Annotated in this window: 14 protein-coding genes; 11 read left to right on the forward strand and 3 right to left on the reverse strand. The window is 40.6% G+C overall.

Features of this window, described 5'->3' with window-relative positions:
- Positions 1-217 precede the first annotated feature (217 nt).
- The 9 genes from V7201_RS11280 to V7201_RS11320 all read left to right on the forward strand — a co-directional run bounded on the left by V7201_RS11280 (position 218) and on the right by V7201_RS11320 (position 9,356).
- Positions 218-967, forward strand: coding sequence for a transporter substrate-binding domain-containing protein (locus V7201_RS11280; RefSeq protein WP_438825042.1), 750 nt, complete (start codon positions 218-220; stop codon positions 965-967).
- A gap of 84 nt (positions 968-1,051) precedes the next feature.
- Complete coding sequence (locus tag V7201_RS11285) at positions 1,052-1,711, forward strand: amino acid ABC transporter permease (protein WP_335376830.1); 660 nt, start codon at positions 1,052-1,054, stop codon at positions 1,709-1,711.
- A gap of 28 nt (positions 1,712-1,739) precedes the next feature.
- The gene (locus V7201_RS11290; protein ID WP_438825043.1) at positions 1,740-2,462 is read left to right on the forward strand and encodes an amino acid ABC transporter ATP-binding protein; all 723 of its coding nucleotides are present in this window, start codon (positions 1,740-1,742) and stop codon (positions 2,460-2,462) included.
- A 343-nt stretch (positions 2,463-2,805) separates the two neighbouring features.
- Positions 2,806-4,848 (forward strand): bifunctional diguanylate cyclase/phosphodiesterase, encoded by a 2,043-nt coding sequence (locus V7201_RS11295; RefSeq protein WP_335376832.1) that lies wholly within the window; start codon positions 2,806-2,808, stop codon positions 4,846-4,848.
- Positions 4,849-4,941: 93 nt separating this feature from the next.
- On the forward strand, positions 4,942-5,631 hold the full coding sequence (locus tag V7201_RS11300) for a DUF975 family protein (RefSeq protein WP_335376833.1): 690 nt from the start codon (positions 4,942-4,944) through the stop codon (positions 5,629-5,631).
- Between the two features lie 138 nt (positions 5,632-5,769).
- Positions 5,770-6,348: a DinB family protein gene (locus V7201_RS11305; protein ID WP_335376834.1), complete on the forward strand. Its 579-nt coding sequence runs from the start codon at positions 5,770-5,772 to the stop codon at positions 6,346-6,348.
- A gap of 123 nt (positions 6,349-6,471) precedes the next feature.
- Positions 6,472-7,083, forward strand: a complete 612-nt coding sequence (locus V7201_RS11310) for a sterol desaturase family protein (protein WP_335376835.1) — start codon at positions 6,472-6,474, stop codon at positions 7,081-7,083.
- A 189-nt stretch (positions 7,084-7,272) separates the two neighbouring features.
- On the forward strand, positions 7,273-7,809 hold the full coding sequence (locus V7201_RS11315; RefSeq protein ID WP_335376836.1) for a hypothetical protein: 537 nt from the start codon (positions 7,273-7,275) through the stop codon (positions 7,807-7,809).
- A gap of 11 nt (positions 7,810-7,820) precedes the next feature.
- Complete coding sequence (locus V7201_RS11320; protein WP_335376837.1) at positions 7,821-9,356, forward strand: flotillin family protein; 1,536 nt, start codon at positions 7,821-7,823, stop codon at positions 9,354-9,356.
- Positions 9,357-9,574: 218 nt separating this feature from the next.
- Here V7201_RS11320 and V7201_RS11325 read toward each other — a convergent pair whose 3' ends face one another.
- The gene (locus tag V7201_RS11325; RefSeq protein WP_335376838.1) at positions 9,575-12,334 is read right to left on the reverse strand and encodes a M1 family aminopeptidase; all 2,760 of its coding nucleotides are present in this window, start codon (positions 12,332-12,334) and stop codon (positions 9,575-9,577) included.
- On the reverse strand, positions 12,331-13,218 hold the full coding sequence (locus V7201_RS11330) for a hypothetical protein (protein ID WP_335376839.1): 888 nt from the start codon (positions 13,216-13,218) through the stop codon (positions 12,331-12,333). Before V7201_RS11330 ends, V7201_RS11325 begins: the two co-directional genes overlap by 4 nt.
- Before the next feature lie 181 nt (positions 13,219-13,399).
- Here V7201_RS11330 and V7201_RS11335 point away from each other — a divergent pair, with 181 nt between their 5' ends.
- Entirely contained in the window at positions 13,400-14,932 is a 1,533-nt protein-coding gene (locus V7201_RS11335; protein WP_335376840.1) for a carboxypeptidase M32, read from the forward strand.
- Positions 14,933-14,974: 42 nt separating this feature from the next.
- Positions 14,975-15,586, forward strand: coding sequence for a TetR/AcrR family transcriptional regulator (locus tag V7201_RS11340; protein WP_335376841.1), 612 nt, complete (start codon positions 14,975-14,977; stop codon positions 15,584-15,586).
- Positions 15,587-15,629: 43 nt separating this feature from the next.
- Here the strand turns inward: V7201_RS11340 and V7201_RS11345 are convergent, their stop codons facing one another.
- Entirely contained in the window at positions 15,630-17,132 is a 1,503-nt protein-coding gene (locus tag V7201_RS11345) for a potassium/proton antiporter (RefSeq protein ID WP_335376842.1), read from the reverse strand.
- Positions 17,133-17,143: the final 11 nt, after the last annotated feature.

A 17,143-nucleotide genomic window follows, 5' to 3' on the forward strand; every position in this document is an offset into this window, starting at 1 on the left:
GAGGATTTGAAAGGATATGAAGGGAATGGGGAGGCTCATCCAGCTGAGCAGACGAGAGCCGGGTATATGCACGTATATCGTTAATTATCAGATAATTTGGATTTTGTGGATATATTACAAAATTGTTACGCTTAAAAGGTAGATAGACATTTAGGAAATTAAGGGGGAATGTAGAAAAGTGAAGAAGATATTATCAATATTCGTGTTGCTTGCGACTATGGCCGGAACCTTGGCTGGATGTGGCGGGGATGAAAAGGCATCTGGGGATGGCGGAATGAAATTAGCAGAAGAAGGAAAGTTCACATATGCTGCCTCAGGTGAATTTAAACCATTCAGCGTAACAGATGGTGAAGGGAAGATGACCGGTTTTGACATTGATGTTGCCGAAGCAGTGGCGAAGGAATTGGGACTTGAACCTAATCAGAAGAAATTTAAGTTTGCCAGTATCGTAGAGGGTGTTAAGACAGGTCGTTTTGATGCAGCGGTTGCCAGCCATACGATCAATGATGATCGTTTGAAGCATGTAGATTTCTCTACACCTTATTACTATTCTGGACCGCAGATTTTCGTAAGACCTGACAGCAATGTCGAAACACTTAAAGATTTAGAAGGCAAAGAAATTGCTGTTTCAAAAGGTTCTACATACGCTGATACCGCAGAAAAAGCAACAGATAATATTGTGCTTTATGACAGTGATGTTACGGCTCTAGAAGCCTTGGCCAATGGTAGGCATGACGCTGTTATAACGGACTTTATTACAGGGAAAGAAGCAATAGGCGCTAATTTGAAAATTGAAGGCAAGGAGCTTCTTGGCCGCAGTGATCAGGGAATTGCTATTGCAAAAGAAAACGATGAATTGTTGAAGAAGATCAACGAGGCATTAGAAACATTAAGACAAAATGGAACATTGAAAGAAATTAGCGAAAAGTATTTCGGAGAAGATATTACCGCTGATCCGGAAAAATAAACTGTCATCCGGGAGCGAATGTGCGGTGTACCTGCACATTCGTTTCTTCATAAAAAAACGTGTTCACAGGGAGTGGAATGAATTTTGCCAAGCTTATCGCATGTTATAGAAGTCTTTTTTGACACGTATGAAATCTTCATCAAAGGCATGCTTCTGACTTTGGAGGTTACAGCCGTTTCAATCTTCATTGCTGTATTCATAGGATTGTTTTTTGCCTTCCTGAAAATATCAGGAATTAAATTTTTGGAATGGATTGCTAATACATATATTTACTTAGTAAGAGGAACGCCATTAATCGTTCAAATCTTCATTTTTTACTTTGGATTGAATAACTTGAATATCTCAGCCTTCTGGTCGGTGGGTTTAGCCCTCGCTTTTCATAACGGTGCCTATATCGCGGAAATATTCCGGGGGACCATACAATCAATTGATAAAGGCCAGATGGAAGCTGGACGTTCTTTGGGAATGAGCACAAATCTGACTATGCGAAGAATTATCCTTCCTCAGGCATTTCGCCGCGCACTTCCTCCACTTGGGAACCAGTTTATTATCGGTCTAAAGGATTCCTCATTAGCAGCCTTTATCGGGATGTATGAATTATTCAATGTGGCTACAACTAAAGGAGCAAACGATTTCGATAATATGACATACTTGCTCATCGTAGCCGTGTATTATCTTTTCCTTGTTTATTTAATTTCTGCTTTAGTTGGACTGATTGAGAAGAAACTTTCTGTAAGTGATTAAGGGGGAACTTGTTGTGAATGAGAGAAATATGATAGATGTGAAGAAACTGAATAAATCCTTTGGGGAGCTCCATGTTTTGAAGGATGTTGATATAACGGTAAAAGAAAGCGATGTTGTCTGTCTAATAGGGGCAAGTGGTTCGGGAAAGAGTACCTTGCTTCGCTGCCTGAATTTTTTAGAAATTAAGGATCATGGACAAATCGTCATTGAAGGGGAGGAAATAAATGCGGAATCGCACGATTTAAACAAAGTGCGTCAAAAGATCGGTATGGTTTTTCAACATTTTAATCTATTTCCGCATAAAAATGTAATCGAGAATATTATCGAAGCACCGATTCATGTAAAAGGGATTGATAAGGGGCAAGCAATTAAGGAAGCACGGGAATTACTGGCAAAAGTAGGGTTGGCTGATAAAGAAACAGTCTACCCATCCAAGCTGTCAGGAGGCCAGAAACAGCGAGTAGCCATCGCCCGTGCGCTTGCGATGAAACCAGATATTATGCTGTTCGATGAACCCACATCTGCCCTTGACCCAGAGCTTGTAGGAGAGGTACTTGCGACAATGAAAGAGCTGGCCGTAGAAGGGATGACAATGGTCGTCGTTACGCATGAGATGGGATTCGCCCGTGAAGTCGCAGACTGGGTCGTTTATATGCATGGCGGGCGGATCGTAGAAGTTGGCCACCCTGATAAGATATTCGAAAATCCGGCAGAAGTACGAACCCGAGAATTTTTAAGCAGAACCTATTAAAGTGTGAACGCAAAAATTCTATGCGCACATATTTTTGAGGTGTTGAAAGGTCAGAGTGTGGAAAGAGAAGTGCCTGCGTCTCTGCTTTTATAAAAGGAACCTTTCCCCAATCCAGCCTGCTGTTTTGATGCCTCATAAGGCTGAAGAAAGCTGCAAAGAAGGGTGAACAATAAAAAACTGTTGGCAAACACCCCATTTTAAATTAGAATAATTTTACAAACTGAAACGCTGCCTTGTGCAGCGTTTTTTATTGGCCAAAACGTTCACAATTATAACCTGGAAACCGATATTTATATAAATAGGCTTTTCAACATGAAAAACAAAAAAAGGATGTTTGCACATTATGTTTTCAATGCCCGATTCAGATGTTTTGTTTTTACACGGGGAGTACTCTCTGCCAATTGTGATCCTTTCGGTTCTGATTGCGTGTTTTGCATCATATACTGCTCTTTCCATGAATGAAAGAATCAAGCAGAATAGTTTCTTTAGCCGCAATTTTTGGCTTGGTCTCGCTTCGGTTGCGATGGGTCTGGGAATTTGGGCAATGCATTTTATAGGGATGAGCGCTTTTATACTTCCCGTTTCGATGAAATATAACATTCCTCTTACCATATTGTCTGTCTTGCCTGCGATCCTCGCCTCATATTTGGCTTTTTATATTTCCAATCGGATTAATCATACACGTTGGCCCCAGGCTCTAGCAGGGATGACTATGGGCATTGGGATCGGGGCGATGCATTATATTGGTATGACTGCGATGGAAACGGAAGCGAAGTACGTATATAACCCCTGGATTTTTATTTTATCCATAGCTATCGCAATAGTTGTTTCCTTTGTGGCACTGTACATTTTTTCAAGTCTGCAAAAATACATGGGCAATTTTTATGTGAAATCCCTTACTTCGCTCATCATGGGTCTTGCGGTGGCAAGTATGCACTACACTGGGATGGAAGCTGTTGTATTTTACACGGATGAGCCATTCACTTCAGGATTGCATCATGGGCAGCATATGAATCTGCCTCTTCTTGTGATTGCTGTAGCATTAGGTATTTCTGTTATATTAGGACTTTCGGGTCTATCCAGCCTGCTTGACCGCTATGTTGATTTCCGCTTAAACAATTTCGATGCATTGACAGGGTTGCCGAATCGGAGGCACTTTGAAAAAGTGATGAATTCTTCTGCCGTTTCCAGCTTGGCGATCATTCATTTACATAGTTTGGAGAAGTGGAACAGCAGATATGGATACGAGTTTGGCGATGAGATCATTAGGGCGGTCAGCGAAATCATTGTTCGCCTAAAGCCAGGGACTACTGCCATTTATAGGATTGAAGGAAACCGGTTCGCAGTAGCCTCAGCCGATACCCGTGATTATGAGAAGCTTAAACTTTCGATGTTGAGAATCGCTTCCGTTTTGAAGAGATCATTAGAATTCAATGAGAAAAAAATAGTTGTAGATATGGTTTGTGCGGTTACCTCTTCACATGCATATGAAAAGGCTGACTTGTTTGCCAATACTATGGCTGTTCTTCATCACTCAAGCATTAAGTATAAGCATGATGTCATTGAATATGACCCTGTCATTCACACTTATGCATTTGAAAGGCATCTCGTCCATGATATTGAGAGAGCAATAAATGAGAACGAACTATTTGTTGTATACCAGCCAAAAATATGTACAAACACGAAACAGATCTTTGGAGTAGAAGCCTTACTGCGATGGGACCATCCGATGCATGGTTTGGTGCCTCCAGGTGTGTTTATTCCGATCCTTGAGGAAAACGGCAAGATGCACGAGGTGACGAATTGGATCATTGACCATGTGTGCAAGCAAATCTCACTATGGAATTTACAGGGGATTAAAGGCTTTAAAATTGCCATTAATGTTCCAGGTTCCTATTTTACTTCGCCGCTGTTGATGGGAATTTTAAAAGAGAGTGTCTCTAAATATGAGATTGCAAGTAACTATCTGGAACTTGAAATTACTGAGACAAGCGTAATCGATAATATTGAGAATGCGATTAGGGCGGTCAGTGAGTTCAAGGAGTATGGATTTACTGTTGCCCTTGATGATTTCGGTACTGGTGTCTCCTCCTTGTCTTACTTAAAGCGTCTGCCGATTTCCACACTGAAAATAGATAAATCTTTTGTAGATGACGTGCCACAATCAGATAAAGATTCTGCCATTATTAAGGCGATCATCAGCCTGGGCCATTCTTTGAAATTGAAGGTAGTCATTGAAGGAGTGGAATCTGAAGAGCAAATTGAATTTTTATCTACAAATTCCGAAAATCCAATAATACAAGGCTATTACTATTCGAAACCGTTAAGAGCTGGCGAGCTGGTTGACTGGATTGATGAATTTTCTACGGTGGCTGGAGCGGTATAATAAATAAATTGTTCATTATTAAAATATAATGGGTTGAAACTTTACTTTTTTAGAGTCAATCTAAAAAAGGCCTAAACTATAGGAGGAAACTAAATGAATTTAAGCATTTCACAAATTAAAAAGAAGGCCCTTGCTTCATTAAAAGGAAAATGGGGCATGGGAGTCCTGCTGACGATTACCGTTTTTTTAGTGACAACATTTGTTCCAATGATGGCCGAGATGATGATGAGCGGTGGATTTTCAGCCTGGGTAGATGAGGAAGAACCGTCTACCGCAGCAAATCTAATAAGTTTGTTTTTCTCATTCCTTTTCATCCCTCTGTCAGTTGCAAGCTATTGGTTTTATCTTGTAATTGCCAGATGGAACGACCCGAAGATTTCTCAAGTATTCGCTGTCTATAAAAAGTGGGAGCTCTCATTGAAAGTAATTGGTACATCTATACTTATGGGTATTTTCACAATGCTATGGACTTTATTATTGATTATTCCTGGAATTATTAAAGGCATTGCGTATTCACAAGCTTTTTTCCTGATGAAGGATAATCCTGAATACTCAGCACTAGAAGCGATCACCGAAAGCAGAAAGAGAATGAAAGGTTTCAAATGGAAATACTTCCTTATGAACCTCAGCTTCATTGGCTGGATCTTCATTGCTATTTTTACACTAGGAATCGGATTCCTATGGCTAACCCCTTATATTTCTACAGCCAACGCAACCTTTTATAACGAGTTCATTGCACCAAGAGGCAATGAAGAAGCAAAATCAGCAGATTTAGCAATTTAACACATTAAAGCGCCGGGGGTCTGACCCCCGGCGCTTAAATATGTTAAAGGGGTTTATAATTCCGAGTATGAATTAAAGGGTATTTCTGTAAAGTAGCGAATAATTATAATTCTAGTCTTAAAGAAATGAGTTGAGATTATGAACTATGATAAGTCGACGATCTATTTAATTGATCAGAAGGACGGGTACTCTCCTACTTTTAGTCATCTGGTTTCCATGATGAATTATGTGCGTGAAACAACGTTAATGGCAGTGGAAGGCCTTTCGGTAGAGGAACTCGATTTCCTTGTGCATGAAGAAGCGAATTCGATTGGGATGCTGCTTGCCCATATGGCTGCGGTGGAGCGTATATACCAAATCGTCACGTTTGAGAGACGCGATCCAACCGAGGAAGAAGAAGAAGCATTATTGGCAGGGCTTGAACTTGGCGAGAAGGGAAGAACGACTTTTAAAGGCAATTCTCTTGAGTATTACCTTGAAGATCTTCAAGCAGCGAGGAATGAAACCTATAAAAAATTCCAATCTCTTAGCGATGATTGGTTGTTTGAGCAAACAGCATGGTGGTGGAACAAACCTGGAAACAATTATTTCAAATGGTTTCATGTATTCGAAGACGAACTCAGCCATCGCGGACAAATCCGGATGATCAAAAAGATATACAGCATGGCAGAAAAAAACAAGGAACAATTAGTGAAGGAACAATTAGTGAAGGAATAATCGAATCGTAAATGCCCGCTATTACTTGGTATTAGCGGGTATATATTTTTTTGGGCGATATTGATTGAAAAATCAGAACGATATATAATTAAATCACTCATAATCCAGGAGGGCACAAATTGGATGAACAAGCTCTATAAGGATTTCTTTTTCTTCCCTGATATTAGTATTTTAATAGCGTTAATTGCAACAGGAGTTGGAGTGGCAATCTGGAAGGGCCTTACACTGGGAATGTTATTATTTCTTGTCTTCGGCATGCTGACTTTTGCTTTCAGCGAATATTTAACGCATCGTTTCCTGTTTCATTTAAAGACCCCTAAAAACCCTTATTTTCTGAAGTTCTTAAAAAGAATTCACTATGTTCACCATACTGATCCTAACAACCTCGAACTCTTATTCCTGCCTTTATGGTATAGCCTGCCTAATTTCCTGATTCTCTCATTGATCTTTTATTACTTTTCTAAGAGTTTCAATTATACTATTGCGTTTGGAACCGGGTTATTGGCGATGCTATTAATTTATGAATGGAAGCATTATGTTGCACATCGCCCGATCAAGCCCAAGACCAGTTTCGGCAGGTGGGTAAAAAAGGTCCATATCCTCCATCACTTTAAAAACGAGAATTACTGGTATGGAGTAAGCACCCCCTTCGCTGATTATCTATTCGGAACCTTCAAAGATGAAAAAGAAGTCGAAACGAGCAAGACGGCAAGAGATCTTGAAAAAAGAGCTTAAATATAGGTATCTGGTTTCCTAACTGAAAATTTCCTTTCAGTGGGAGATCAGATATCTTTTTTTTGACTAATTTTTTAAAAAATTGAAACTAATTTCCAATTTATCCGTATTACATAGTAAGAAATAATTAGAGAAGGGGAGGTGCTTGTATAGGTTTTAAGTAATAGATTTTGAAAAAGGGTGAGAAGAATGGAGCTATTTGGATTGCCACTAGAAACAGTTTATTTATATGGTTTGGTCATCTCTGGAGCAATCACGATTCTTTATTTATTTTTTAGTGATTTTTTAGACGGTGTAATGGAAAGCATTCCACTGATCAATCCGACATTGATTTTTTCATTTATAACCATTTTTTCAGCAGGCAGCTATTTAGCTGAGGTTTTTACAGCTTTGAATAGTGGCCTGATCGCAGGATTTTCTGCACTTATTGCTCTTATTCTTGTGACTTTATTGAATGTTTTTGTCCTTATTCCCTTATCCAATGCTGAGGAGTCGCTTGTGTATAAGGAAAGTGATTTAAGAGGGAGAGTCGGAACGGTCATCACAGCTGTTCCGGTTGATGGTTATGGAGAGGTATTGATCGAAAGTATTAGCGGCCGAATATCTAAGCCGGCAACCAGCTTCTCTAAGACGGAGATACCTTATGGTAAAAAAGTGTTAATTATTGATATTGAAAAGGGTGTACTTCAGGTAAAAGTATACGATGAGTTAGAGAACTTCATTTAGGGGGAGATAGAATGGATTTAATGTTTATTGTGATTGGTTTTGTCGTTTTCTTGATTATTGCCTTGATTGCTGTTTTTATTACGAAATATAAGACGGCAGGACCAGATGAAGCTTTGATCGTAACTGGAAGTTTTCTAGGCAGCCGAAATGTTCATATGGATGAATCAAATAACAAAATCAAGATTATCCGCGGCGGCGGTACCTTCATTTTTCCAGTATTCCAGCAGTCCCGCCCGCTGAGCCTGCTATCAAGTAAGCTGGAAGTTACGACGCCTGAAGTGTATACAGAACAGGGTGTACCAGTAATGGCAGACGGCACTGCAATTATCAAGATTGGCGGGTCGATCAGTGAAATTGCCACCGCTGCTGAGCAGTTCCTTGGAAAAACAAAGGAAGACAGAGAAAATGAAGCGAAGGAAGTTTTGGAAGGTCATCTTCGCTCTATCCTCGGTTCCATGACGGTTGAAGAAATCTATAAGAATCGTGATAAGTTCTCCCAGGAAGTACAGCGCGTCGCTTCTCAGGACCTGGCAAAAATGGGACTGGTGATTGTATCATTCACGATCAAGGATGTTCGTGATAAGAATGGTTATCTCGATTCGCTCGGTAAGCCGCGGATCGCACAGGTGAAGCGTGATGCCGATATCGCGACAGCCGATGCGGAAAAAGAAACTCGCATCAAGAAAGCGGAAGCAGATAAGGAAGCGAAAAAGGCAGAGTTTGAAAGAGCGACAGAAATTGCTGAAGCTGAGAAAATTAATGGTTTGAAAATGGCAGAATTCCGCCGCGAGCAGGATATCGCCAAGGCTCGTGCCGACCAGGCATACGATCTGGAAAATGCCCGCGCACAGCAAGAGGTAACTGAACAGGAAATGCAGGTCAAAATCATCGAACGTCAAAAGCAGATCGAGCTTGAAGAAAAAGAGATTTTGCGCCGTGAGCGTCAATATGATTCTGAAGTTAAGAAAAAAGCAGACGCTGACCGCTATGCTGTCGAGCAATCAGCAGCAGCAGACAAAGCGAAGCAGATTGCTGAAGCTGATGCAAACAAGTATCGGATTGAAGCTATGGCACGTGCTGAAGCAGAAAGAATCCGTATGGATGGTCTTGCAAAAGCTGAAGCAGAGCGAGCACAGGGAGAAACTGAAGCAGAAATCATTCGTTTAAAAGGGCTTGCGGAAGCCGAAGCGAAGGAAAAGATCGCCGAAGCGTTCGAACAGTTCGGCCAGGCAGCAATCCTCGACATGATCGTGAAAATGCTTCCTGAATATGCGAAGCAGGTTGCAGCCCCACTTGGCAATATCGATAAGATCACCGTTGTCGATACTGGCGGAAGCGGTGCAAACGGCGGAGCGAACAAGGTTACAGGCTATGCAACCAACTTAATGGCCACACTCCAGGAATCTTTAAAGGCATCTTCTGGAATCGATGTGAAAGACCTGATTGAGAATTTCTCGGGAAAAGCAAATGTAAGACATAGCATTGATGCACTCGCTACTGAAATTAGGGACCAGAAGAAAAGTGAAGTTGAGAAAGCAGCTGAATAATTTTGCTTTGATTCTGCGTAAAGCTATGAAGCCGGCTATGGAAGCTAAATTCCAAGCCGGCTTTTTCCTTCTAGTTGAAAGATAATGGCTTCTAATTTTCATGAGATGGGACGTTTCTTTGATAAGTTTGAGATATGTTATTTTCATCTCTTAATTTCTTTTATAAGAAAAAGAAAACAAAAAAGCCTGGTCACGGAATGGCCAGGCTCTATATCTAGCTATTGTTTTTCCTTCTCCTCATTAGCTGACTTTAGCCAGCTTTCAAAATATCCCGAAGTTTCCACACCCCCGGCTTCTTCAAATGTTTTAATGAGGTCAAATCCAGAAGCGTTTTTATTTGTATTTTCCTTGGCAAATTGCTTTAATGCATTCTTGAACTTCCCTGTTCCCATGAGCTTCTCAAGCTCCTCATACATCGTTGATCCTTTTCCTGCGATTAACATATTGTAATCATTCATCTCTTTAAAATCTCCGAGCGGGCTGCTCAGGGATAGGCCCTGTCCTTGAATTCTTGCAATTTCGGACTGCACCTGGGCAATCTGCTCGGATGAATTGCTTGCTGCGTACCCTCTTTCAACCATGGCTTTTTTTAATAAATAGCTTGTAATTGCTTCGTTCACCCACGGTTCTTTATATCCATTGCTTCCTACAGCACCTGACAACCATTGGCGGAGAACGCCGTCGGCCATACTGATGCTGCCTAAGTGATTTGAAAAATTATACCCTGGTGTAAAAATCATTCCTTGATAAGACATTTGTGGGCTACTTTCAGCAGTACGGATAATGTCCAGCTCTTTGTATGGATAGGTACCAAAATACTCCTCGAAATACTTCATTGATTGACCTGCAGCCATATTATTACGTTGTGCAGCTTCCTGGCCATCGGTTGTTGGGCGTGACCAGATATTGATCATCGTGTCATCAGTCATGAAGATCTCTCTTGAGTAATATTGCTTATCCAACAGAACCAATGACAGATCCCTTACATTCTCAAGCTTGACTGCATACTTAACGGTATCACCCTGAGCTTCAATTTTTGCAGATGGCTCCGGTGCATTAGATACAATTTCATATTTAGCAGGTGCGGTCAGCGTAATATCATAATTCGCTATTTCCCTGTAAAATGGATTTCCGAAAGGTGTAAAGGGATCCAGGTTCCACCCATTTTTGTCGTAAACAGCCTGGGTCGGCAAAAAATTCCCAAGCCAGACTGCTGCGTAATCAAAACTAGTATTGCTATAGTTTTTTGGCAGTTTCAAAGTGAATTTAAATGCGACCTCGGCTTTTTGCTTGTCTGTCCAATTAGGCATGTCAATTTCAAGAATCGTTTTATCCACTTTAAAATCTGTTCTCTTGCTATTCACATATAAATCCTTGATTTCAATCCAGCCCGGTTCTGGTGAAGGGCCAAGAATCATTTCCCAATCGATACCCTCCAGTGATTCCTGGAATTGGTTCGGGTACAGGTGGAAATATAATTTATCCTGTTCCTTTCCGGTAGTGTTGGTCGTTGTCACATTCAGAGTACCTTGCAGTGAACCTTCAGCTTCGTTATAGGTCAAGTATGCTTTATAATCCGTTGGGACAACCTCTTCATTAGTAAAATCCGAGTAATAGATTTCTTTTCGATCTAATTTTGAAGAAACTTGGACAGATGACTGTTTAGCAGTCTGTTCTTTTGTACTGTCTGCATATTGCGCATATCCATATACTCCAGCCCATAAGATTAACGGCAATGTTAATAGAGCAGTAAGCATAGGCTTAGGTTTTCTGCCGATGAACGAAGTCATTATCAACAGGAATTTCTCAAGTGCTTCATAAACTCTGAATTTAAGAAAGTATCTTCTCAGGGTTAATAGCTTGTTTCGAATAATATCGCTGAAATAAATTTTTCTCTTATAATCCCTTGCCGTCTCGTGTTGGCAGCCAATCAAAACAAAACTCTTGGATTCCCTTACCAATGAAGGCCTGCTTACACTCTCTACTGCTTGGACTGACTTTTGCTTTACAGGGATGACACCGGCAATTTGATCTTCGATACCTCTTTTTATCCAATTAATAATGAGGGCAATTACCGTAATAAATAGGATTGGGCTATAAGCCATCCATGGAGCACGCCTGATCAGCCAATAATTCTGGCCAGCCATTCCCGCTAATTCATTTGATATCGACCTGTATATTAACCGTGGTGAATCAGTAAGTGCAGTCGGGTGTGGTCCGCCCAAATAGATCGAGAAAATGCCCATAAAAGTCAGCAGCTGCAGCAATTGCAGCATTTGTTGTGCAGTGAGCAATAAAAAATGGGACTTAATGTTCGGCCATACATGTCTAACTAAAATATGGAGTTTTCCTCCTCCCATGAGCGTTGAGCTTAAGACAAAGGACTCCTTCTTAATTTCGTCCACCATATCGGTGATAAAGTAAAAAACTCCTGGCAGACCGATTAAAATCAGTACAAGTACCTGATACTCCAAAATGACTTTTGCTGAATAACCCTGTGGTGCTGCTGCAATCGGAAGCATAAAAATGATACAAGCGAGCAAAGCAGGTATGTACCTGAATGGCCAGAAAAAGGCACTGAAATACCGTTTGAATCCTGGCATCCATATGGCAGTCAATAATGCCAGCAGTCCTCCAAGGGTTAAGCGTGCCAAGGTGATGCCAATAATGGCACCCAATGTGTACTTTATTCCGACAAGGACCAGATTCACCATGCTTCGCGCCCCCAAATCGGTACCAAGAGGGAAAACGAAGGATGGGGGGGCAGGAGGAGCGGCAACAAATTTACCATTCTCATCAAATATTAACGGTTCATTGCTTTCTGGCATCAGCTCTGTATTCCAGCTCAATAAAAAGAAAATGAACAGGAGCGCAAAGCCCACGATCATATTCCGATGTTTTAAGTGATGAATATACTTGAACACAAAAACGAACATAGCTAGGACATTTACAAGTTTGCTAACAAACAGCTTTCTCATATATTCAACCCCCGTGCATTTGCGGCTTTCTTACCAGAGAGGGTGACAACCCGTTCAAGCAGCATCAACGGTACCAGGAACACTCCGACATAAAAGAAAACCTGCACCGGAGACCCCCCTCGAGTGATCAGCAAATTATATAGTTCTTTTGTGTAGCCATTAAGTACAAACATTTGCTCAACGAGTACAAGATTGGTCGTAATCATAAAAATAATCGTTTTAATGTGAATTGACATTACTGGGACGATGTTTCTTGTTAGATGGACGAAAAGGATATGCAGGTTCGACAAACCTTTTGCCTGGCCCAAAAGGATGTAATGCTTTTCATACTCTTCTTCCATGATCTTTAATAGGTATTGCGCAAAAAACATCGAAGGCAGCAAGGAATTAATGATCATTGGGAAAATCAAAGGCTCTTTTCCTGCAAGTCCATACATTGTGACTAATCGAATTCCAAAATCACGATACAAAGCAAAAAGGGACATTTGAATAATAAAGATGATCAATAAATCAGGTAATCCTTCAAAAAAGTTTAAAACATGTTTTAGCTTAGATCGCTTTTTAAAAGAAATGCTCATTAATATGTATGCAATGCAGCTTCCTATAAAAATAGTGAAAACCAAGCTCACCAAAATAATCTCTAAAGAGTACGTATATCTTTCAATGACTGTTTCCTGGTTCCATTTTTCAAAAAAAAGCCAGCTGTCAGCTTCAAAAAATTGCAAGGTTGTAGCAATAAAAGCTTTAAAGAAGTCCATTAGCTTAAAGCCTAAGTGCTCGCTTCCGTTTGGACGGAAATTAAAAAGTTTAGGAAATGACATGAAAAATAACAGACCTGCTGCAGAGGTCAAAATTAAAAATGGATAATGGATAATCTTTTTCATAGTTCCCCCTTGGAAAATTTTTCTTTATTTTGATTTGACGTAGTATATTTATGAAAGGTTGCATTTTCTATGAAATATTTTTTAATAATTTTGTGATAATTGCAAAAATAATGTAATATAGATTATAATAAACCGACTGGAAAGTTTATTTAAAAATATAAATAATTGTGGGGGAACGAATATGGAACAGAAGGTTATGAATCAAACGATTGTCTCTGCTCTTGATAAGTTTCGTAAGCTCGATGAAAAAATCTCGCATTTTAATAGTATTTCCGGCTTGTTGAGCTGGGACCAAAAAGTAATTGCTCCAAAAAAGGGAAGATCAGCATTTGCAAAGGCCAGCGGTACGCTGAGGACAGAAGCATTCAAGCTGACTGTATCTGATGAAATGGGTGAACTGCTTGGCACACTTTCCACGCCAGAAGCTGAAACTTACCTCGACGACGTGACAAAAGCACAGGTTAGGGAGCGAATAGATTTTTATAACCGGTCCAAAAGGATTCCTGCTGAAATGATCAAGGATTTTTCTGTGCTGACATCGCAGGCTAACGATGCCTGGGAGGATGCAAGAGAGAATGATGATTTTGAAAAATTCCTGCCGTATCTAGAGAAGATTGTGGAATTTAAAAGAAAAGCCATAGAAATTTATGGTTATGAGAAACACCCGTATGATGCGCTGTTAAGTGAATACGAGCCAGGACTGACAGTTGAAAAGTTAGATCCGTTATTTGTGAAATTAAGAGAGTCGAGCGCTGATTTACTAAGAAGGATACAACAATCTTCTAATAAACCTTCTGCTGAGATCTTTGATCAGCCATTCTCCGTGGAGAGGCAAAAAGAATTTAATCGCTATATCCTCCCGCTCATAGGTTTCGATATGGAAGCTGGCAGACTGGATGAAACTGTTCATCCTTTTGCACAGACTGTAAACACCGGTGATGTAAGGATTACGACCAGGTATCTGGCGAATAATGTCCGTTCCGCGATCTTCGGAACGATCCATGAAGCCGGACATGGCATTTACGAACAAAACATCAATCCGGAATATGAAGGCACTGTCATTCAGGAGGGAGCTTCTTTCGGAATCCATGAATCACAATCCCGCTTCCTTGAAAATATGGTTGGACGCAGCGAACAGTTCTGGATGTATTTTTACCCAGCGCTTCAGGAGTATTTCCCTGAGCAGCTTGGCAGGGTAGAGTTAGATGAGTTCTATCGGGCTGTTAATGCAGTCCAGCCATCATTTATTAGAGTGGAAGCAGATGAGCTGACATATAACCTGCATATTATGGTTCGATATGAGATTGAAAAGGCGTTAATAGCCGGCGAAATCGAGGCACGCGACCTTCCAGCGATCTGGAATGAGAAGATGAATGAGTATCTTGGTATTACACCTGCCAGCAACAGGGAAGGTGTCCTTCAGGATATTCACTGGTCGTTCGGAGGCTTCGGATATTTCCCTTCTTATTCCCTTGGCAATCTCTATGCCGCACAAATTCTGCATAAGATCCAGCAGGATGTTCCTGAATTTTATGAGAGCATAGAAAATGGGAACTTCAGTGTGATTCAGCAATGGCTGAAGGAAAATATCCACCAGCACGGCATGCTGTATACACCCAATGAATTAATTGTTAAGGTTACGGGAGAAGAGCTTAATGCGGATTATCTTGTACAATATCTAGAAAATAAGTACAGCAAGGTATATAAACTATAAATCTCGAAGTCAGATAATCAGTCAGAAAAAGAGGTTTTACAAATGCCAATTGTTTCAGAAGAATATAAAGAAATGAAACGACAAGAGATATTGCAAAGCGCCCATGCCTGTTTTGCTAAAAAAGGATTCGAAGCTTCGACCGTGGATGATATCGTCTCTCATTCAGGAATCAGCAAGGGTGCAATCTATAATTACTTTAAAAGTAAAGATGAGATTTACCTTGCACTCATGGAGAGGCAAACAAATGAATCGGGTACCAAATTCACCAGGGAGATTGCAAAATGTAAATCTGCTTTGGATAAGCTGAATTTCTTGATTGATGCTTATTTAAACAATGATCCAAACGACGAAGAGAACAAAGATCAGGCGCTTGTGCATTTCGAATTTAGGCTGTATTCCACAAGGAAACCAGAATTGAAAAAAGCGCTGACGGACCGCTACCAGGGTTTCTTTGTTAACTTGTTGACTAGCATCATTGAAGAAGGGCAGGCAACAGGTGAGTTCAATAAAGGAATCATTCCAAAAAGGTACGCTGATATCTTTTGGGCAATGGTAAATGGAGTTACTTTGCAGGCAACCATACTGAATGAATATCACTACAAAGCAATCCTCAAAGAAATGCAGACAATGTTCATTGAAAAACTTAAAGCATAATAAATTAAAAACCAGTGAGAAAAGACTGCTCACTGGTTTTTTATTATTTTAAATCCATAACATTTTGTTTATAAAAAGCTTTTTCTTTCAAAAGCTTTTTTAGTTGTGCCTTATTTTTTCTGGCTGATAGAATATAAAGAAAATCACCTGCCATGATGCTTGTATTTCCTGTAGGTGCTATGAGTTCTCCCTTACGAATGATTGCGTTGACGAGCGAGCCTTCAGGAAAGGGGATATGTGCTAAAGTTTTTCCGATAATGGCGCTGTCACTTTCTATTTCATACTCAATCATTTCTGCATCTGCTTTTCCAAGCGAAATGAGTTCAAGCGACTGCATAGGAGTAGTTTTCTTAGGTCCGTTCAACCCGAGCTTAGCAGCAGCATATGGAATGGTTGCCCCCTGAATTAGGGCACTCGTCAAAACAACGAAGAATACGACATTAAAGATTTGATGGCTGCCCTCTATTCCGGCCAGCAAAGGAAAGGTAGCAAGGACAACGGGAACAGCACCTTTCAGTCCTGCCCAGGAAAGGAAAATTCGTTCTTTGTTTGTGAAATTCATATTTATTGTGGACAGATATACTGCCACCGGCCTAGCCACTAACATAAGAATCGCTGACAAAAGGATTCCTTGTATAAGAATGGCAGGAGTGAAAAGTTCGGAAGGGAATACAAGGAGGCCCAGAATGACAAACATGAGGATCTGCATCATCCAGGCAAATCCTTCTGAAAAACGGAAGATAGAATGCCTGTATGCAATCTCAGCGTTGCCAATCAGGATGGCTGCAATATAGACCGCCAATAGTCCGCTCCCGTTTAAAAATGCAGTAATACCATAGGTTAGCAAGGCAAAAGCAGTCGCAAAAACGGGATAAAGTCCACTAGAATCAAGATTAATGGAATTAAGTGAGGCAATCGCTATTTTACCGAATATTACCCCCAGTAAGACACCTAGTCCCATTTGCAAGAAGAAATCGCCGACTAAGGTCGTGATGCTTGCTTCAGGAACAGTGATTAGCTCAATCATCGCCACAGTCAAGAAGACAGCCATCGGATCATTTGACCCCGACTCTGCTTCTAATGTAGAACCGAGCTTTGTGGATATATTTTGTCCTTTAAGGACAGCAAATACGGCTGCTGCATCTGTAGAACCGACGATTGCTCCAAATAAGATCGATTCCAGCCAATCTAATCCTAAAATCATTTTTGCCGCAACAGCAACAATACCGGAGGTTAGCAAGACACCGATGGTAGCAAGTGATAAAGAGGGAACGATTACTGGACGGACATCCTTCCAGTTGGTTTGAAGCCCACCTTCGAACAAAATAATCACAAGGGCAATGACGCCAATCAACTGAGTCAGGGCTGCGTTATCAAAATAAATAATCCCCAGCACATCGCTCCCCATTACCATTCCAACCAACATGAATAGGATTAGTGATGGTACGCCCAGCCTGGAGGAAAACCTTGTGGTCAAAACTCCGACGATAAATAATATGGCTGATAATAAAATGAATGTATCCGTGCTTAATATTGGTTCCTGCAATAAAAACTCCC

The organism is Bacillus sp. JJ1122 (genome assembly GCF_036964885.1).
Taxonomy (GTDB): Bacteria; Bacillota; Bacilli; order Bacillales; family Cytobacillaceae; genus Mesobacillus.